We start from the raw sequence: 18652 nt of genomic DNA, 5'->3' as shown, positions 1-18652 counted from the left end.
GCGTGTCTGGCCGAAATCCGCCGGGCATGCCTCTAGTCACCGACGGTGACGCCGGTCCAGTCGATGTGGCCGGGGTTGCGGGGCAGGTCGGAGATCGCCTTGTTCTTGGCGAACAGGTTCGGCGAGGAGTGGGTGAAGATCAGCGCCTGGCTCTGCAGCCCCGCGCGGGTGGCCTCCTGGAGGACCTGCGGATACTCCGGTGCGTCCAGCGGCGTCCCGCGGACCTTCGCGATCGCCTCCTCGAACCCCGCCGGCTCGTATGGGGAACTGAGGTTCAGCGGCCCGCTCGGCCCGAAGTGGGCGGTGAGGGTCTGGGCCGCGGAGTCACGGCCGGTCGTGCCGTACAGCGAGAACGTCAGGTCCTTGGCGAAGAACGGCGTCGCCCAGTTCTTGTCAATCTTGATGTTGACGGTGATCCCGATCGCCGCGAGCTGCGACTGCACGATCTCCGCCTGCGGGTTCTCCGAGGAGATGACCAGGTCCAGCTTGATCTGGCCGGGCTGGTAGCCGGCCTCGGTGAGGAGCTGCCTGGACTTCTCGGGGTTGTAGGGGTACAGGTTCTTCGACTTCGGGTCGTAGGCGACGTAGCCCCCCGGGAACGGCTGGTCGGTCGCCTGGCCGTAGCCGAAGGTGAGCTTGTCGACGTACTCCTGGCGGTTGATCGCATACCGGACGGCGTCGACGACCTTCGGGTTGTTGAACGGCGCCTTGTTGATGTTCAGACTGATGTTCGAGGCGTTGAAGCCGGGCTGCACGAAGACGTCGAGGCCGGCGGCCGTGGCGGCCTTGGCCTGGTTCGGCGCCACATCGGCGAAGTTGTAGACACCCGTCTGCAGGCCGGAGACCACGGTGGCCGAGTCCGGAGCCGAGACGAGCTCGACCCGGTCGATGTGGATGTTCGTCGCGTCCCAGTAGCTCGGATTCTTCTTCAGGACGGCCTTCGTGCCGGGAATCAACTGATCGATGACGAACGGCCCGGCGCCGACCGGGTTCTGGTCGAGCTTCGCCGGGTCGGCCGCGGCCTGCGGACTGGCGATCTGCAGCACGCGCTCGCCGAGCAGGAGCGGGATCTGGTGGTCGACCTGCGTGAGGTGGACGACGGCGTCGAGGTCACCACTGGTGGTGACCGACCTGATCGAGGTGAGGTCGCCGAACAGGGCCGAGTTCTTCTGCGTCCTGGCCCGCTCGATCGCGTTCTTGACGGCCTCGGCGTTGACCGGGGTGCCGTCGCTGAACGTCAGGTTCGGCCGCAGGTGGAAGGTGACCTCGTCACCGGCATCGTTGTAGGTCCAGCTCTGAGCCAGGTCCGGGACCGCGTTGCCCTTGTCGTCCGTCCTGGTCAGGGACGCGTAGACCAGGGCGAGCTCGCGGAACTGGGCACCGCTGCCGGAGACCACCGGGTCCCAGTGGCTCGGGAAGTAGGAGGAGGCCCACTTCAGGGTGGCCGAGCCGCCGCTGCCCGCGGTGGAGCCGGTGCCCTGGCTGCCGCAGGCACTGAGCAGCAGGGCCGCAAGCGCCAGCAGGGCCCCGAGGACCGACCCACGCCTGAAGCGGCGGGCGGACGACAGGTGTCGCTCGGAGATCATAATCTTCTTTCTCTGGTCGGGCTCCGGTGAGAGCGGATCGTGGGCCGGGCGGGCGGTGCCTGACGGGGCGGTGCCGCGCGGGATGTCGTGTGCGGCGCAGGCCGCGACCTGCGGAGACGGGCTCAGGAGACGAGGAGCGACGCCGCACCCGCGGGGTCGGAGGCAGCCGGCGGGGGCGGGCGCGGAGCCGGTGTCGGCGGCTGGGGTGTCGGGGGTGTCGGCGGTGTCGGCGGTGTCGGCGGCCGCGGTGGTGGCGGCAGGCTGTTGCCGCTGGCGGCGGGCCGCGGTGTACCGGTTCTCCGGGGCGGGCAGGCCGAGGTTGCCACGCAGCGTCGTCGACTCGTACTCGCTGCGGACGACGCCGCGTTCGCGCAGGATCGGCAGCACCTTCTCGATGAACAGAGCGAACTCGCTGGGCACCGTCACGGCGATGTTGATGCCGTCGAAGCCGCCGCCGTCGAACCAGCGCTCGATCTCGTCCGCGACGGTGCGCGGCGAACCGACGAAGGGCGAGCGCTGCTCCTGGAGCTGGTGTTCGACCACCTGACGCAGCGTGAGGTTTCTTTCCTGGGCCAGCTTCTTGATCTTCTCCGCATGGGTCCGGAAGCTGCGCGCGCCGACGTCGCCGACCTCGGGGAACGGCGCGTCCAGGTCGTACCGGGAGAAGTCGTGCCAGCCGAAGGGGCGGCCGAGTTCGGCCAGCGCCCGCTCGAAGCTCTTCGCGCCGAGGATCGCATCCTCCTTGGCGTGGGCCTCCTCGTCGGTGTCGGCGACGATCGGGAAGATCCCCGGGACGACGAGCAGGTGCTCGGGGTTGCGCCCCCTGGTCGCCACCCGCGCCCGCAGCTCGCTGCGGAACGCCCGCGCCTGCTCGAGCGTCCGAGCATGGGTGAAGATCGCGTCGGCGATGCTCGCGCCCAGGTCACGGCCTTCCTCGGAGTCGCCTGCCTGGAAGATGACCGGCTGGCCCTGGGGGGTGCGCTCCAGGTTGAGCGGCCCGACCACCGAGAAGTACTCGCCCCTGTGCCGCAGCGCGTGCTGGCGGCTGCGGTCGAAGAACACGCCGCGTTCCCGGTCGCGCGGGAAGGCGTCGGCCTCGTAGGAGTCCCACAGCCCCTGGGCGACCTGGACGTGTTCGAGCGCCCGCCCGTACCGGGTCGCATAGTCGTAGTGCTCGTCGCGGCTGTAGTTGCCCGCCGTCCCGGCGTCACCGCTGGTGACGACGTTCCAGCCGGCCCGGCCGCCGCTGATGTGGTCGAGCGAGGCCAGCCGGCGGGCGACGTTGAACGGCTCGTTGTAGGAGGTGGTGATCGTACCCACCAGGCCGATGTGGCTGGTGTGCACGGCGATCGCGGACAGCAGCGTCAGTGGCTCGAGCCGGCTGAGATAGTGGTTCGGCGAGTCCGGGGTGATGAACTGGCTGTCCACGATGAAGACGTGATCGAACTTCGCGGCCTCCGCCTGCCGTGCCCGGGCGATGTACCAGCGGACGTCCACACTGGCGTTGCCCGGGATCTCAGGGCTGAGCCAGGTGTTGTGCTGCCCAGGGCCGCCGACTCCGAGGAGGACGGCGCCCAGTTTGAGCGTGCGAGCGGACATTCGGTGGGACCTTCCTGGTGGTTGGGCCGCGCCGGGACAGCCGGATCCGCCGGACCGACGCCGGTTCCGGCACGACAGGCGCGCGGATGAAGCGGGTACCGATGAAGCGGGGGAGAGAGGGCCTTGCGCCGCCCGGTGGGCGGCGGCCGCACGGCGGCCGGTCAGGTCAGTGACAGCGCGTGCCGATGAGAACGGCGACGCGGGGGACAGCGATGCAGGTCAACAGTGACTGCGCGCAAGGTCCAACCAGCGACAACACGTGAGCAGCACGGTGGCCGACTGGGTCATGCCGATGAGCATGCGATGTGGGTGACCAGATGTCCAACAATGCTTCGCGATGGCGATCTATCGCATCTCGCGATGGATTTTTCACCAGTTTGATGAACATGATAGTTTTGCCGAGTAGCCTGACTGGCATGAGACAGACGCTGGACATCGCTCCGCTGCGCAGCTTCGTAGCTGTCGCGGATTGTGGCGGTTTCCAGCGGGCTGCGTCGTCTCTGCATCTCAGCCAGGCCGCGGTGAGTCAGCATGTGCGCCGCCTCGAATCCGCGACAGGACAGGTTCTGATCGAGCGCCAAGGGCGCGGTTCTCGCCTCACCCGTGACGGTGAGTACCTGCTCACCCAGGCGCGGCGGATCCTGAGCCTGCACGACGAGACCCTGCACCGCTTCGGCCTGGAAACCGAGGAGACGGTGGTCATCGGATCGACCGAGCACGGCGCGGCCCAACTGCTGCCGTTCCTCGCCGCGGTGCTGGAGCAGTCGCTGCCCCACTACCGGGTCCGCTTCCGCATCGACCGCGGCACCAAGCTGCGCGAAGGGCTCGAGGCCGGCCGGGTCGACCTGGCGCTGTTACTCGACCTGGCCGACGACCCGCGCGCATGGCCGGTCGGCGAGCTGGAGCTGATCTGGTACTCCGCCCCCACCTGGCGGCGGCCGGCGCAGGCGCAGCCGATACCGGTAGTGGCCTTCGACCAGCCCTGCGCGCTGCGTACCCGGGCGCTGGAAACCCTGGCGTTCCACGCGATCCCCGCGGTGATCAGTGCGGAGGCCATTCAGCTCGCCGGCGTGCAGGCGGCGGTCGGGGCTGGCCTCGGGGTCGCCCTGATGGCCACTCTGGGCCAGACCCCCGAAGGGCTCGTCGCCCGCGACGACCTGCCCAGGCCGGCGCCGCTGCCGCTGGCCGTCTGGTCCCGGCACGGTCTGCCCGCGAAGGTCTCGCAACGCGTCGCGGCGGCGTTGCGCCGGCTGCTCGCGCAGCCGGCGGCAGAGCTGGCCGTCGCACCGACCATCGCGCATCTCGAACTTGCCAAGGGAGCCTGACACCGCGATCCGCGGGAGTTTTTCCGGTCAGGCGCCGACGTAGGCGGCGAGATGCTCGCCGGTGAGGGTGCGGCGGGCGGCGACGAGGTCGGCGGGGGTGCCCTCGAAGACGATCCGGCCGCCGTCGTGGCCGGCGCCGGGGCCAAGGTCGATGATCCAGTCGGCGTGCGCCATGACCGCCTGGTGATGCTCGACGACGATGACCGACTTGCCGGCGTCGACGAGCCGGTCGAGCAGGCCGAGCAGCTGCTCGACGTCGGCGAGGTGCAGACCCGAGGTCGGCTCGTCGAGGACGTAGATGCCACCCTTCTCAGCCATGCGGGTGGCCAGCTTCAGGCGCTGCCGCTCGCCGCCGGACAGGGTGGTGAGCGGCTGGCCGAGGCTGAGGTAGCCGAGCCCGACGTCGGCGAGCCGGCCGAGGATGGTGTGCGCGGCCGGCGTGCGCGCCTCGCCGGCGCCGAAGAACTCCGCGGCCTCGGTCACCGACATCGCGAGCACCTCGCTGATGTCGCGGCCGCCGAGGTGGTGTTCCAGCACCGACGCTTCGAACCGTTTCCCCTCGCACTCCTCGCAGGTGGTGGCGACGCCGGCCATCATCGCCAGGTCGGTGTAGATGACCCCGGCGCCGTTGCAGGTGGGGCAGGCGCCTTCGGAGTTGGCGCTGAACAGCGCCGGCTTCACGCCGTTGGCCTTCGCGAACGCCCTGCGGATCGGGTCGAGCAGCCCGGTGTACGTCGCCGGGTTGCTCCGTCGCGAGCCGCGGATCGCGCCCTGGTCGATCGACACCACACCCGCGCCGGCTGGCGCCGTCAGGCGGGGCAGCGAGCCGTGCACGAGCGAGCTCTTGCCGGAGCCGGCAACACCGGTGACGACGACAAGCACCCCGAGCGGGATGTCGACGTCGACGTCGCGCAGGTTGTGCGTCCTCGCGCCGCGGATCGCGAGCCGGCCGGTGGGCGTCCGCACCGTCTCCCTGAGGGTGGCCCGGTCGTCGAGATGGCGGCCGGTGAGGGTGCCGCTGGCCCGCAGTCCCTCGACGGTGCCCTCGAAGCAGACGGCGCCGCCCGCCGTACCGGCGCCGGGGCCGAGGTCGACGACGTGGTCGGCGATCGCGATCGTCTCCGGCTTGTGCTCCACGACGAGCACTGTGTTGCCCTTGTCCCGCAGCCGCAGCAGCAGGTCGTTCATCCGCTGGATGTCATGGGGGTGCAGGCCGGTGGTGGGCTCGTCGAAGACGTAGGTGACGTCGGTGAGCGAGGAGCCGAGGTGACGGATCATCTTGACGCGCTGCGCCTCGCCGCCCGACAGCGTGCCCGACGGCCGGTCGAGCGAGAGGTAGCCCAGCCCGATCTCCACGAACGAGTCGAGGATCCGTCGCAGCGCCGCGAGCAGCGGCGCCACCGACGGCTCGCCGAGGCCGCGGACCCATCCGGCCAGGTCGCTGATCTGCATCGCGCACGCGTCGGCGATGTTGATCCCGCCGATCCGCGACGACCGGGCCGCCTCGCCCAGCCGGGTACCGTCGCACTCGGGGCAGGTGGTGAACGTCGTCGCCCGCTCCACGAAGGCGCGAACGTGCGGCTGCAGCGCGTCGACGTCCTTGGACAGGAACGATTTCTGGATCTTCGGGATCAGGCCCTCGTACGTCAGGTTGACACCGTCGACCCTGATCTTGGTCGGCTCCTTGTGGAGGAGGTCGTGGAGCTCCTTCCTGGTGTACCCGCGGATCGGCTTGTCCGGGTCGAGGAAGCCGCAGCCGCCGAAGATGCGGCCGTACCAGCCGTCGACGCTGTAGCCGGGGATCGTGAGCGCACCCTCGTTGAGCGACTTGCTGTCGTCGTACAGCGCGGACAGGTCGAAGTCGGTGACCGTTCCCCGGCCCTCGCAGCGCGGACACATGCCGCCGGCGCGGGTGAAGGTCTGTGTCACGGTCCTACCGGCACCGCGTTCGACCGTGATCGCACCGCTCGCCCGGACCGAGGGGACGTTGAACGAGAACGCGTTGGGCGGGCCGATGTGCGGCCGTCCGAGCCGGCTGAACAGGATGCGCAGCAGCACGCCCGCGTCGGTGGCGGTGCCGACCGTGGAACGGACATCGGCACCCATCCGCTGCTGGTCGACGATGATCACGGTTGTCAGCCCCTCGAGCACGTCGACCTCGGGCCGTGCCAGCGTCGGCATGAAGCCCTGCACGAAGGCGCTGTACGTCTCGTTGATCAGCCGCTGCGACTCCGCGGCGATCGTGCCGAACACCAGTGAGCTCTTGCCCGAGCCGGAGACGCCGGTGAACACCGTCAGCCGGCGTTTCGGGATCTCGATGCTGACGTCCTTGAGGTTGTTCTCGCGCGCGCCTCGCACCCGGATCAGCTCGTGACTGTCGGCAACGTGCGGTGCGGACGTCCGCGGGCCCGTCCTTATGGCCGTGCTCATCGTGTCTCCATGTTCGGCACTCGTCATTCGGCACCTGTCATTCGGGACTCGTCGGTCGGACCTGCCATTCGGAACCCGTCGGTCGGGGAGCGCGGGTCGTGGCCACGATCGCCGGCCAGCTCAGCGCAGCTCCTGGATGCGGATCAGGTTGCCCGCGGGATCACGGACGGCGCAGTCGCGAACGCCGTACGGCTGCTCGGTCGGCTCCTGGACGACCTCGGTGTCGCCGGCCTGCAGCCGCGCGAAGGTGCCGTCGAGGTCGGCGGTGGCCAGCAGGATGCCGGCGTAGGTGCCCTTGGCCATCATCTCGACGATGGTGTGGCGCTCGTCGTCGGTGACGCCGGGGTCGGCGGCCGGCGGTGTCAGGACGATGGACGTGCCGGGCTGGTCGGCGGGGCCGACCGTGATCCAGCGCAGCCCGCCGTATCCGACGTCGTTGCGAACCTCGAAGCCGAGGGCGTCGCGGTAGAAGGCCAGGGCGGCGTCCGGGTCGTTGTGCGGGAGGAAGCTCGCGTGAATGGTGATGCCCATGGCGGTCACGCTAGGTGCGGCTCGCGGGCCGGCGCTTCTCGATTCCTGACCGGTCTGGTCACCTGTCTCGCCACACAGGACGGCATCCCCGCCGTCACGTGCGCCGCCTGGCGCCGATAGACGCTGGGCGGCACACCGACCAGCTCGGTGAAGCGACTGCTGAAGGTGCCCAGCGACGAGCAGCCCACCGCGAAACAGACCTCGGTGACGCTCAGGTCGCCACGACGCAGCAGCGCCATCGCACGCTCGATGCGTCGCGTCATGAGATAGGCGTATGGCGACTCGCCGTAGGCGCGCCGGAACTCGCGGCTGAGATGCCCGGCCGACATGTGCGCGCCGCGGGCGAGCACCTCGACGTCCAGCGGCCGCGCGTACTCCCGGTCGATCCGGTCGCGGACGCGGCGCAGCCGGGCGAGATCGCTCAGGCGCTGTGCCGCGGCGGGTCTGCTCGTCACCTGCGAAATCGTGCCACACCGCAAGAACCAGCCGGCCGAGCGCCGACCCGCGAACGCCGGCCGGCACAGGCACAGAACGAGCTCGACGGAGTCAGGCCCCCTCGATCAGAAGGTAGGACACGAGCGTGAAGCGGAAGGTCGAGGAACCCGTGTTCGCGGCAAGATGCCGGCTCACAGCGCGCTGCTGAAGGCCAGTGCTGGCGATGCCGAGGCCGGGGTACGCGGCTCGCCGTCGCTTCGCGAAGGGCTTGATCTGGGCTCGATCCTCGACACCTGGCTCGCCGCGCATACCGATGGGATCGCCCGCGTTGTCGGCGATCCCGCGTTCCGGGCGACGCCCCGCGTCCGGTCGCTGACCCCGGAGCTGTCGGAAGGCCTCGAGTTCGATCTGATCGTCCTCGTCGACCCGGAAACGTTCGGTAACGGTATCGAAGGAGCGGTCGACCGCTACGTCGCGATGACCCGAACGACCCGGCAACTCGTCATCCTCACAAGCCCCTGACGCCGGCCAGAACAGCATGATCGCCATTTGATGATCATGAAGGGCTCAAGGATGTGAGTCTGGTGCTGTCATAACGGCCCGCTTCCCGCCCTCGGACAGAACAGGGATCAATCTTCGACAAGAGGTAACTGGGATGCCTCCCGTCGAATGTCTGGTGGATTCGCTTCCGGAGGGCGGAGATGCCCGGGACGGACGCCGGCGGGTATCACCCGCTGGAACCGCTGGCCTGCAACAAGGTCAACCTGAACAAGGTGGTCACGCACTGGCCGGACCTGCTGCGGGTGGCTGGCTCCCTGGTCACCGGACAGGTGCGGGCGTACGGCGCTGCTGCGGCCGGACGGCCACGTGGCGTGGGTCGGTGAAGATCAGCGGGATCTGCTCGGCCAGCTGCCCAGGTGGTTCGGCGCTGCCGTCGGCTGAGCGCGCGGTCGTGGCTCGCGGGGGCGGGACCATGTTCGCGGTGAACACGGCCGGCTGCGCGGCGATCGGCGTGCTGATGGTCCTGATCGCCGAGGTGGGCACCGCGCGGCCGCCGCCACCGGCCGGGGCCGCGGGTTCACCGTCCACGAGGCCATGGACCAGTTCGGCGCGCTGGCCGGGCCGCTGCCCGTCGCCGCCATGCTCTCGACCGTCTCCGCCCTGTACGTGTTGATGGCGTCCATCGTCGCGAAGATGTCGTCGAACGCCTTCTGCGGGGCTTCGACGCTGACCGTGCTGGACGACGCCTGCTGTCGACGCTCTCGGCCCTGTGCGGTATATCAGGTGGATCGTCAGCTACTCGGCCGCTCCGCGGGTCTGCTTCCCCCGCGAACGCGCGGGCGGTCAGCCGATCACGGCGGGCGCGAGCGCCGCGGTCGTCAGCCGGGTCGGGCTACCTGTGCCGTCGGCCGGGATGGTCCACAGATCCGAGCCGTAGTCACCGGCGAGAGCGTAGACGAGGGTGCTGTTGTCGAGCCAGACGGCCTGGTCGTCAACACTTCGGTGTTCGCCGAGCGGTGTCTCCCGCATGTCGCGCAGGTCGAGGACGTACTCCCGCCACGGCGCGTCCGCGGAGGCCTCCGGCACCCGTTTCTTGAACGCCAGCCGGGTGCCGTCGGGCGACAGCGACGGGCACTCGACGTTCTCGCGCAGGGTGGTCACGGTCCTGGCCCGGACGTCCCCGCGCACCAGGTAGGTCTTCCCGCGGGTGGCCAGGGTGGCGTAGAAGTGGTCGTCGTCGGCGAACGTGACGCCCCAGAAGTTGACGTCAGCGCCGCGGTACGCCTTACCATCCATGATCACCTGGTAGTCCTCCAGCGACTGCTGAAGCGTCCAGGTGCGGGTGTCGAGGATCGAGGCGCGGGTGGAGAACTGGGTACCCGCGTAGGAGTCACCGCTGACGAACACCGTCCACGCCACCATCCGGCCGCTGGGCGAGACCCGAGCCCGGGTGGGGATGCCGTCCAGCGGGAAATGCCGCTGTTCACGCAGGTCCGCGTCCAGCACCACCGCCCGGTATCTCTCCTCGAGCGTGCCCGGCAGCCGCTGCAGGCAGATGCCGGTACCGGCGGCGGCGTAGAAGCGCAGGCAGCGGACATCCGACGCGGTGCGCGGGCCGGACGGCGCCGACGCGGCCACCGACACCAGTTCGTCCCGTTGCGGGCCCCAGAGCATGTTGCGGAAGACCAACCGTTGTTGCCGGGGCGAGCCGGCGCCGGTCCCGGCCAGCGTGACCCGGCCGGCGGCCACCGGCGGGCCGTCCTGCTGTTGGCGGTCCCTGAGCGCCCCGCGCTCGGAGGCGTACCGCACCCAGCCGACGGAGACACCGCCGAGCAGGACGACGGTCAGGAACAGTACGACCAGCCGGGCGCGGTCCGTCATGTCGTGGCTCCCCGCGATGCCGCCGTCCCCAGTGCCCGCAGGGGCCGCGCAACCGCGCCCAACGTGACGCAGACTGCCAGCGCGACCGTCGCGGAAGCCAACGCCGCGCGGTCCCCCCAGGCCGACCAGGCGGCCCCGAAGAGCAGCGAGCACGCGAACCGGGCGCTTCCCTGCGCGGTCTGCACCAGGGCCAGGCCGCTGGAGCGCAGCTGCGCGGGCACCGAGACCGCGGCGTCGGCCATCAGCACCCCGTCTGTCGCGGCGTAGAAGGCGCCGTGCAGGACGAGGACGACGGCCAACAGCGCCGCGTCGCTCACCGGCACGAGCAGCAGCCCGTACGCCACCAGCAGGCCGACGTGCCCGGCGAGAAAGACCCGCCAGCGACCGAACCGGTCGGCGGCCTGCCCGAACGGCACCGCCAGCAGCAGGAACGTCCCGGCCGTGGCGACCGGCAACAGCGGGAACCACTCCCGCGGCATGGCCAGGTCGCGCTGCAGCATCAGATAGAGGAAGGAGTCGCTGACGGTGGCCAGGCCGAGCAGCAACGCGCACAGCGCCAACCAGCGCAGATCGGGGCGACGCAGCAGGCCGAACGCCGCGCGCGCGGAGACGGTCGCCTCCTCCCGCGCGCGGGAGGCCGGCGCGTCCTCGACCGGCGCGGACGCGGCGTTCCCGGCCGCGTCGGCTCCGGCCGTCGCGTGGCCGCGACCTGGGGCGTCTGTCGTGTGGCCACGACCCGGGGCGAACAGCAGCAGGACCGCCACGCCCGTCATGGCGATACAGAAGCTCACCATGAACAGGGCGTCGAATCCGTCAACCGCGGCCCGCATCACGAAAAAGGCGATGATCGGGCCCAGCAGCGCGCCCGCGGTGTCCATCGCCCGGTGTATGCCGAACGAGCGGCCCTGGGTTTCGGCCGACGACGCCAGGGAGATCATCGCGTCGCGCGGAGCGGTCCGCAGCCCCTTGCCGGTCCGGTCGGCCGCGAGCACCACGCCGATTGACGCCACCCCGTGCGCGAGGAGCAGCGCGGGCTTGCACAGCGCGGACAGCCCGTAGCCGACCGCGGCGACAGCCTTGTGCCGTCCGCCGCGGTCGGCGAGATGGCCGCCGACAAGGCGGACCAGCGTGCTGAAGCCGTTGTAGATGCCGTCCAGCAGGCCGAAACCCAGCGGTGAGAGGCCCAGCTCCGCCACCAGGTAGAGCGGTAGGACAGCGGTGACCATCTCGGCCGAGACGTCGGTGAGGAGGCTCACCGTTCCCAGCACGAGGACCGTGCGCGGCAGCGCCCGCGCGACGGCCCGCGGTGTGACGCGAGCGGCGGGCGCCGCGGCCTGCTGGCCCGGGTCGGTACCCGGGCCAGCAGAAGTGGGGACGGTGTACGCGTCCGCGAGGTACACGGACGCTAGCTCCAGATGCCGGTGATGTCCGACGCACTGGCGGCGCTACCCGCGTGTGTCGTCAGACCGGCCAGGTCCTCCAGGGTGCGCAGCAGGTTGTAGTGGTTGTAGGTCGTCGACGAGGAGCTGCCCGCGGTGACGTGCTGCCCGTAGAGCACCGTGGGGATGTGGTTGCCGTTGAGGCTGTTGTCCTCGTCGAAGGTCACGATGAGCAGGCTGTTGTGGGTCGTGGCCCAGGTGGCATAGGCGCCGAGGTTGTTCTGCAGCCAGGTGTCACCGGTACTCACGGAGCAGTCGTGCATGTCGTTGCACAGGTTCGGGACGACGAACGATATCTTCGGCAGAGTCGAGTAGTTGGTCGGGAACTGGGCGAACGTGTAGGCGGTGTTCGTCGGCACGTTGCTGAACCCGAACCAGGGGTTGTGCTTCCGCGCGTACTTCGTGCTGCTGTTGCTGCAGACCGTCGAACCCTGGGAGGGCAGGCCCTCGTTGTAGCTGCCCCAGGCGAGACCGGCCGCGATCAGCTCGGAGCCGAGGTTGGCGGCGCTGCTGAACCCCGGCGTGTAGCAGCTGTCGCTGGTGATGCCCTGGGTTCCCCCGGAGAAGAGCGCCATGTAGTTGGGCTGGCTGGGGTGGGTGATGGCGTACGACGCGGTGAGGTTCGCGCCGCCGGTCTTCAGTGAGTTGATGTAGGGAGCGCTGGAGCTGCCGATCACCTGGGAGTAGGCGTGGTTCTCGAGCACCACGACGACGACGTGGTCGGGTGTGGGGAGCGCCGCGGCGTGCGCGGGCTCTGCGCTCCACACACCAATCGACGCGACGGCCAGAACGACGGCGGCACCGAGCATGCTCAGCAGCCAGCGCGGACGCCGGACAGCAACGGCAGGGGACACGGGCGGACCTCCAGAATGGGCCAGGGGGAAAGCAGCGCCTGACTGGGGAGCGAAGCCAGGGTAGTGACGTTCCGCATCATCGTCAGTGCACCGGCAGCGACGGCTCAGCAAACAGGAGATGTCAAATTCCCCGCCTGCCCGGACTCGTTCTCGAGGGATGACCCGCCGGCTACCACGGGAAACGCTTAGACGAGTAAGAGTGACCGGCAATAGGCGCGGGTCCAGGAGATCGACATGCGAGCAGGCGCGGAACCTGGCGATCGTCGGATCATCACAGTCCGTGAGCACTGGAGGATCTCATGCCCGCCGTCCCATCATCCTTGCTCGGCCCGATCTGGAGCCGGTTCGAGGCCCTGCTGACCCGCACACCAGCGGACCGCCGCCCGAGTCCGGCCCCGCCCACCCGCCAGGCTGCCACCGCCGCCGCATCCCCGACCGGGCCGTCTTCGGGTACGTGCTGGACGCCCTCGTGCCCGGCCCGGGCGTGGTCACCAACCGGTCCGGCTCCGAAGGCCCTCCTCACGTCGTGGTCCGGGGACCGGCAGGTCGTTCAGGCCGTTGTCGGCTCGCCCGGGTGACATGGGTGAGCCGGGCCGTGAGGGCGCGGCCGAGGCCCGGGTACCGCGGGCACCGACAGCACGGGCTCGGCACCATGAGCCTCGGCAGCGGCGGCATGCTCCGGCAGCGACGGAACGGGTCTCAGGCTGGGACGAGCTCGGCGTGGCGGTCGAAATGACGGTGGGCCGCCACCGCCGTGGTGAAGGCCGAGGCGAACTCGGCGGTTTCGGAGTCGGTGGCCGTGTGTCCCGCCAGGCTCAGAGTCACCACGCCGCGGTCGTCGACGAGGCGGCCATCAAAGGATGTCACGTCGAGCTCCCTGGGCTGGACGAAGTTCGGCACCCGCCGCGGACTCAGGATGACCAGCCGGGTGCGGCCAGCCCCGGCGCCGACGGGCTGACGGCGGCCGTCGGGCGCGCCCGCGCGGGCACCACCCGTCCCCACCGCTCTCCCTTGGCCGCCGGGACCAAAACACATCCGGAACACATCCGGCCGCGGGACGGCACAAGAAGAAGACGACCAAGAAGACGACCCCAGACGAACCTGCCGAGCAACCGCTGTTCATCGCCGCGGATCAGATCAGGGACGATTCCCCTCTCTCCCAGGCAGTCATGATCGCCTCGGCGGCGCGGGCCTCGACGGCCATCGCCGCCCGCGCGCCGAAGAGCAGGCCGGCAGCGAGGCCGGGTTCGGCCCGCACGAGGCCGGTGGCGAGGGCGTCGGCGGCGACCGTCTGGTGGTGGGCGTCCGCCACGACGTGCGTGTCGAAGAACAGACGGGCGGCCGGGGGCAGGCCGTGGCGGCGCAGGGCGGCGCTGTAGGCACTCATCGGCCCGACCGAGGTCATCTCGAACACGGCGAGATGACCGACGAGCGCGGCCCGGTGTTCGCGGTGCAGGCCGAAGAAGGACGGCACGTTGACGGTGGCGAGCGTGGTGGCCGGGACACGGTCGAGGTAGGCCCCGTACGCAGGGTCCAGTCCCAGGGCGCGCAGGGTGAGGCCGAAGAGGGTCTGGTGCATGTCCCGTTGGGCGCCGTGACCGTACTCGTCGGTCTGGATCTCGACCAGCGCGGCCTTCGCCGCGCCGGCCAGCCGGGGAATCGCCCACGAGTGCGGATCTGCTTCCTTGAGCTGGAGCAGGGAACGGTGGACGGCGAACTCACGGAACTGGCCCAGCGAACCGCGTTCGGCGAGATACCCCGACAGTGACGGGCCGCTGGGAGCGTCGACGATGCGGCGCAGCGCGCCCGCGATCCCGTCCGTGAGGAGGTCGCCCGGCTCGGTGCCGGGGGTGGCGAGGCCCACGTCCTCCCGCAGCCGGGCCAGGAGATCGCGCTCCAGGAGCCGGCGCAGTCCCAGCAGCGACGGCTCCCACTCCCAGCCGTCCGCCACATCGGCAAACCCGCGGTAGTGCAGCTCGTACAGGCAGTACAGGGCGAGGGCGGCGTCCTCACCGAACAGGGCGTCATCGTCGGCCGCGGGCACCCTGTCCACGGCATGGACCGGCCCGGCCAGAGCGGTGGTCAGAACGGCGCTGAGGGTGCCCCGCGGGCGCGGCAGAGGGCTCGGCCCGAGCTCGGCCGGGCTGAGAACGTCGCCGTAGTCGGCACCGTTCGGCCCGCGGAAGGTCGTGGTCACGGGCCGGGAGCGGGAGGCGGTCATGCCGGCACCGCCGCGGCGCCCGCGCTCAGCACCTGGGCCAGAACCACCGAGTCCCTCCCGGGCGGGTACGCACGGCTATGGTCACGGATCCAGGTGACACCGGCGAGCAGGTAGCCCTCCTGGTGGAAGAATGCCTGCCCGGCGGCGGCAAGGGACTGGATGCGCCGCCACACCTCGGGGTCGCGGCAGTAGGGGCCGAACCTGATCGGGCGCGTCACCCAGTCCACCACCCGGTACCCACAGCGGGTCGCCTCCGCCAGGACGCCGAGCGGATCGGAGATCGAGGCGACCATCACCATCACCAGGTCGAAGGAGCAGCCCAGAATCCGGCAGGTCACTTCGGCTCCTCGCGCCCCGCCGTACAGGTCGGGAGCACCCGGCCGCCGCGGCTGCCCCGGCAGGTACGGGGGGTTGGCGACCACGCAGCGCTCCGTTGCCCCGCTGGCGTAGCGGAAGAAGTCCCCGAACTGGACGGTGTAGTTCACCGGCCCCTTCAGCTCCGTCAGCCGGCGGGCTGACCGGAACGCGTCGGGGTCGCGCTCAAATCCACGGACCCGTGCCAACGTCTCCGATCGGCCGACGGCCTCCAGCAGCGGGATCCCGGTACCCGCCCCCAGCTCTGCCACACCGGCGGCGGTGTAGGGACTCAGCTGTGCGCAGGACAACAGGCGCTCGACGCACCACGAATAGAAACTCGACTCCACCGGGTCGTAGAAAGCCATGTCGCTCCTGCCGTAGGTCGACCGGAGGCGGGCCGGCCCGGGCGGAACGGGCCACAGGGCCGCAGGCACCGCCGCCGCTGTGCGCTCACGGCCAAGTACCCGCCCGGCTCCGCCTTAACCGGGCGCCAACGCCGGGACGCGCGTGCACGGCGCCCAACTCCCCGCCGGCCGGAGTGCCGAGGCGTACGTCAACGGCCAGAGCGGCTGGCATGCGGGCGATCGACGTCCCTGTCCCGGCAGGGAGATGAAGGTCGCTCGCCCCCTCCGCCGCTCCTCGATCGTCACCGTGAGCAGGGCCGATGGGGCGAACACCGTGGCCTGCGGCACCGGAACCGCGCTACCGGACCGGCACCGACCGCTCTCCGCTCAACCCGTGTCATCGCGGACTCTCCTTCATTCCTTCATTCCTTCATTCCTCCATGCCTCCCGCCGACGTCGCGCTCCGGTGTCCCGGCGCCGGCGTGCAGCGGAAACGGCTCGTCGCATAGCTGGAGAAACTCGGCCCGAAAGCCACCGTCGAATCTCGACCGTAAATCTTCCGGTGGAGGCGTCCTTCAAAGTCGTTCTGAGGCGTCCGAAGCCGCCGGTTACCGGCCATTAAGATCACCGATAATCGGCGAATGCGACAGCGCCCGACAGACCCTCCTGCCGCGCTCGGGATCGAGAGCGCGGAGCCAGATCAACCTCGCTCGAGAAGGAATTCATGATACTTCCGAATGTGACGGATCTCTCACGTTATAACGCCCCACTGCGGGAAGGCATCCCTGGACACAGGCGCGTCGCTCGGGGCAAGGCGCCGCCCGGGCTACCGCTACCAGACTGATCCGAGGAGTCCGGTGTGGTCATTCGCCACGCAGCCGAGATGTCCCTACCCGAGGCTGATTCGACACCCGCCGTGCTGATCGTGCTGGCCATGGCCGCCGTGCTCGGCTACACGGTTGCGCTGGTCGTCGACCGGACAGCCCGCCGGGTCGGGCGCCGTTCGGCAGCCGCCGCCGACCTGGCCCAGCGCGGCCGACGCCCGGCCCACCTCACCCTCGTCATCCTCGCCCTGCTTGTCGCGCTGAACGCCATGCCCGAACAGAACTGGACCGGGGCCATCGTCCGGCTGCTCGGCCTGGCCTTTATCGGCGGCGTCTCCTGGCTGGTGGCGGTGCTCACCTTCCTCCTCGAGGATCTTGCCCTGGCTCGCTACCGGATGGACATCGCCGACAACCGGCACGCCCGCCGGGTGCGTACACAGGTGACCCTGCTGCGTCGCATCACGGTGGTCGTCATCACCGTCATAGCCGTGGCCTCGATGCTGATGACGTTCCCCAGCGTGCGCATTGCCGGTGCCAGCATCGTCGCGTCCGCCGGAATCGTCGGCATCCTCGCCGGGCTGGCCGCACAGACCTCGCTGGCGAACGTGTTCGCCGGGCTGCAGCTCGCCTTCACCGACGCCATACGGGTGGACGACGTGGTCGTCGTGGAGAAGGAATGGGGACGCATCGAGGAGATCACACTGACCTACGTGGTAGTCCACATCTGGGACGACCGACGCATGATTCTGCCATCGACATACTTCACCACCGTGCCGTTCCAGAACTGGACGCGTCGGGAGGCGGCCGTGCTCGGCGTGGTCGAGCTGGACCTGGACTGGTCGGTGCCGGTGGAGGAGATGCGGGCGGAGATGCACCGGATCCTGGACGCCACCGCCCTGTGGGACGGCCGGGTCTCGGTGCTCCAGGTAACCGACGCGGTCGGCGGATGCGTGCGGGTCCGGGTGCTGGTCAGCGGTAGCGACGGACCGACCGTGTTCGACCTGCGCTGCCACGTCCGGGAGTTGCTCGTGCGATGGCTGCGACAACGGCACCCGGCGGCGCTGCCAAGGACACGGCTCGAACACGAGCGGAGCGGCCCGGCGTGGGACGGCGAGCATGACGGCCACGGGAAGGGGGTGTACGGGCCGGCGCAGCGGCGCGAATCCGACCCGACCACTGCCAGGGTCGCGGCCGCCGATCCGGCCACCACCAGTACGGGGATGGACCTCCCCGCGCATCCCGAGGAAGCTCACCCCGACGCCCGCCTGTTCGGGGGCAGTCCGGATGCGGCCGAGCGCTCCCGGGCGTTCAGCGAGACCGGTGAGAACGGCTCACGCAGGCCGCCGTCCTAGAGGGAAAAGCCCTCTCCTCGGTCGGCGAGCCGGGCCCTGACTGACCCCGTCGAGGGTCAGAACCCGGTAAGGGTGATCTTCATCGCGCCTGCGGCTTTCGGCGACCCCGGCGAGTTGCCTGGTGACCGAGCCTCAGCCTTCGAAGAAGCCGAGTTCCTCGTGACGGGCGCGGGCGGCGGGATCACCATGGCGGACGATGACCCGGTAGTCCATATCCTCTGGATGATCGCTCAGGACGGCTGGACCATCGAGGTGGCCGAAGCCCGGCCCCGGTCGGCCACCGACCACGACGGCCTCGACATCACGATCCACGACGCGGTCCCGCGCGCCCGCCGAGACGACACCCACGACCGCCCGGACCCGGCCCTCCGCTGTCAGGCACGCGGCCGACTTCGACGCCATCACTGTCAACGGCGGCCAGGGGAGTGGGCAACCGCGTCAGGTCACCCGCGTCCCACGAGATGGAACACCCGGCTGAGCTGCCGGTAGGGATCACGCCGGCTGGCTTCGAGTTCCACCTCGGCGATCCTGGTCAGCTCGTCCTCGTCCTCGTCCTCGTCGAGGGTCGTCCAGTCGGTGAACAGCCACACGCCATACCAGGCCAGCGGGCGGACTCCGTGATCAGCGAACAGGACGGAGAGTTCCTCGACGGTGTCGGCCCGCGTGTCCAGGCCCAGCACGCCGCGTTCCCCGCGGGCGTGGAAGGCGGCCTGTGCGTCGTCCCACCGACGCTCCAGCGCGGGGCGGACGGCGAGGGTCGCCGCGTTGAGTGCCATCACCGAGACGATGCCGTCCACGTCGGTGCACGCGCACAGGGCCTCGATCATCGGGGTCGGGTCGGGCAGGTACATCAACACGCCGTGGCACAGCACGGCGGCAAACCGTCGGCCCCGGGTCAGCGAGGGCGCCTCCTCGCCGCTTCCCAGTATCAGCCGGACACGATCGCGGACGTCGGCTGGCTCGGCGGCCAGCC

17 protein-coding genes and 1 pseudogene are annotated in these 18652 nt (G+C 70.1%); 6 read left to right on the top strand and 12 right to left on the bottom strand.

Features of this window, described 5'->3' with window-relative positions; all coding sequences use genetic code 11:
- Positions 1 to 32: 32 nt before the first annotated feature.
- Positions 33 to 3185: an NtaA/DmoA family FMN-dependent monooxygenase gene (locus tag FrCorBMG51_RS34420; protein ID WP_235433297.1), complete on the bottom strand. Its 3153-nt coding sequence runs from the start codon at positions 3183 to 3185 to the stop codon at positions 33 to 35.
- Positions 3186 to 3601: 416 nt separating this feature from the next.
- On the opposite strand from FrCorBMG51_RS34420, the gene FrCorBMG51_RS04100 reads away from it, so the two are divergent.
- Positions 3602 to 4510 carry a LysR family transcriptional regulator gene (locus FrCorBMG51_RS04100; RefSeq protein WP_047221779.1) on the top strand — a complete coding sequence of 303 codons (909 nt, stop codon included), beginning with the start codon at positions 3602 to 3604 and terminating at the stop codon, positions 4508 to 4510.
- Between the two features lie 27 nt (positions 4511 to 4537).
- Here FrCorBMG51_RS04100 and FrCorBMG51_RS04095 read toward each other — a convergent pair whose 3' ends face one another.
- From FrCorBMG51_RS04095 to FrCorBMG51_RS04085, 3 genes are all read right to left on the bottom strand, one after another.
- Entirely contained in the window at positions 4538 to 6940 is a 2403-nt protein-coding gene (locus FrCorBMG51_RS04095) for an ATP-binding cassette domain-containing protein (protein WP_047221778.1), read from the bottom strand.
- A gap of 120 nt (positions 6941 to 7060) precedes the next feature.
- Complete coding sequence (locus FrCorBMG51_RS04090) at positions 7061 to 7471, bottom strand: VOC family protein (RefSeq protein WP_047221859.1); 411 nt, start codon at positions 7469 to 7471, stop codon at positions 7061 to 7063.
- Between the two features lie 5 nt (positions 7472 to 7476).
- Positions 7477 to 7926 carry a helix-turn-helix transcriptional regulator gene (locus tag FrCorBMG51_RS04085; protein WP_047221777.1) on the bottom strand — a complete coding sequence of 150 codons (450 nt, stop codon included), beginning with the start codon at positions 7924 to 7926 and terminating at the stop codon, positions 7477 to 7479.
- Between the two features lie 163 nt (positions 7927 to 8089).
- Between FrCorBMG51_RS04085 and FrCorBMG51_RS04080 the strand changes: the two genes are divergently transcribed.
- The 3 genes from FrCorBMG51_RS04080 (at position 8090) to FrCorBMG51_RS33485 (ending at position 8848) form a co-directional block, all read left to right on the top strand.
- Positions 8090 to 8428 carry a hypothetical protein gene (locus FrCorBMG51_RS04080; RefSeq protein ID WP_047221776.1) on the top strand — a complete coding sequence of 113 codons (339 nt, stop codon included), beginning with the start codon at positions 8090 to 8092 and terminating at the stop codon, positions 8426 to 8428.
- A gap of 179 nt (positions 8429 to 8607) precedes the next feature.
- Positions 8608 to 8790 (top strand): Tn3 family transposase, encoded by a 183-nt coding sequence (locus FrCorBMG51_RS26180; RefSeq protein WP_083730998.1) that lies wholly within the window; start codon positions 8608 to 8610, stop codon positions 8788 to 8790.
- Positions 8774 to 8848, top strand: coding sequence for a hypothetical protein (locus tag FrCorBMG51_RS33485; protein ID WP_476742101.1), 75 nt, complete (start codon positions 8774 to 8776; stop codon positions 8846 to 8848). The genes FrCorBMG51_RS26180 and FrCorBMG51_RS33485 overlap by 17 nt, the downstream gene beginning before the upstream one ends.
- Before the next feature lie 402 nt (positions 8849 to 9250).
- Here the strand turns inward: FrCorBMG51_RS33485 and FrCorBMG51_RS04070 are convergent, their stop codons facing one another.
- From FrCorBMG51_RS04070 to FrCorBMG51_RS04060, 3 genes are read right to left on the bottom strand one after another with little or no spacing between them, the layout of a single operon-like run.
- Positions 9251 to 10288 (bottom strand): TolB family protein, encoded by a 1038-nt coding sequence (locus FrCorBMG51_RS04070; RefSeq protein ID WP_047221774.1) that lies wholly within the window; start codon positions 10286 to 10288, stop codon positions 9251 to 9253.
- Positions 10285 to 11688, bottom strand: a complete 1404-nt coding sequence (locus FrCorBMG51_RS04065) for an MFS transporter (protein ID WP_052914268.1) — start codon at positions 11686 to 11688, stop codon at positions 10285 to 10287. Before FrCorBMG51_RS04065 ends, FrCorBMG51_RS04070 begins: the two co-directional genes overlap by 4 nt.
- Positions 11689 to 11693: 5 nt before the next feature.
- Entirely contained in the window at positions 11694 to 12581 is an 888-nt protein-coding gene (locus tag FrCorBMG51_RS04060) for an alkaline phosphatase family protein (RefSeq protein ID WP_047221773.1), read from the bottom strand.
- 299 nt (positions 12582 to 12880) lie between these two features.
- Here FrCorBMG51_RS04060 and FrCorBMG51_RS30505 point away from each other — a divergent pair.
- Positions 12881 to 13065: pseudogene (locus FrCorBMG51_RS30505) on the top strand (IS5/IS1182 family transposase); the annotation flags it as partial.
- A 215-nt stretch (positions 13066 to 13280) separates the two neighbouring features.
- Here FrCorBMG51_RS30505 and FrCorBMG51_RS04055 read toward each other — a convergent pair.
- From FrCorBMG51_RS04055 to FrCorBMG51_RS04045, 3 genes are all read right to left on the bottom strand, one after another.
- On the bottom strand, positions 13281 to 13583 hold the full coding sequence (locus FrCorBMG51_RS04055; RefSeq protein WP_047221772.1) for a hypothetical protein: 303 nt from the start codon (positions 13581 to 13583) through the stop codon (positions 13281 to 13283).
- Positions 13584 to 13713: 130 nt separating this feature from the next.
- Positions 13714 to 14802, bottom strand: a complete 1089-nt coding sequence (locus FrCorBMG51_RS04050) for an iron-containing redox enzyme family protein (protein WP_083730999.1) — start codon at positions 14800 to 14802, stop codon at positions 13714 to 13716.
- On the bottom strand, positions 14799 to 15524 hold the full coding sequence (locus tag FrCorBMG51_RS04045) for a class I SAM-dependent methyltransferase (RefSeq protein WP_047221771.1): 726 nt from the start codon (positions 15522 to 15524) through the stop codon (positions 14799 to 14801). Before FrCorBMG51_RS04045 ends, FrCorBMG51_RS04050 begins: the two co-directional genes overlap by 4 nt.
- 838 nt (positions 15525 to 16362) lie before the next feature.
- On the opposite strand from FrCorBMG51_RS04045, the gene FrCorBMG51_RS04040 reads away from it, so the two are divergent.
- A complete protein-coding gene (locus FrCorBMG51_RS04040) occupies positions 16363 to 17679 on the top strand; it encodes a mechanosensitive ion channel family protein (protein WP_047221770.1) in 1317 nt (438 codons plus the stop codon).
- Positions 17680 to 17811: 132 nt separating this feature from the next.
- Here FrCorBMG51_RS04040 and FrCorBMG51_RS34415 read toward each other — a convergent pair whose 3' ends face one another.
- Together FrCorBMG51_RS34415 and FrCorBMG51_RS28920 are read right to left on the bottom strand one after the other, a co-directional pair.
- Positions 17812 to 18081, bottom strand: coding sequence for an SRPBCC family protein (locus tag FrCorBMG51_RS34415; protein ID WP_047221769.1), 270 nt, complete (start codon positions 18079 to 18081; stop codon positions 17812 to 17814).
- A 41-nt stretch (positions 18082 to 18122) separates the two neighbouring features.
- Positions 18123 to 18652, bottom strand: a 530-nt coding sequence (locus FrCorBMG51_RS28920; protein WP_200902322.1) for a class I SAM-dependent methyltransferase, incomplete at its 5' end; no start/stop codon positions are given.

It is taken from the genome of Protofrankia coriariae (assembly GCF_001017755.1).
Lineage (GTDB): Bacteria > Actinomycetota > Actinomycetes > Frankiales > Frankiaceae > Protofrankia > Protofrankia coriariae.
The sequence above is the reverse complement of the archived record's forward strand: the minus strand, read 5'-3'. Positions and strand labels throughout refer to the sequence as shown.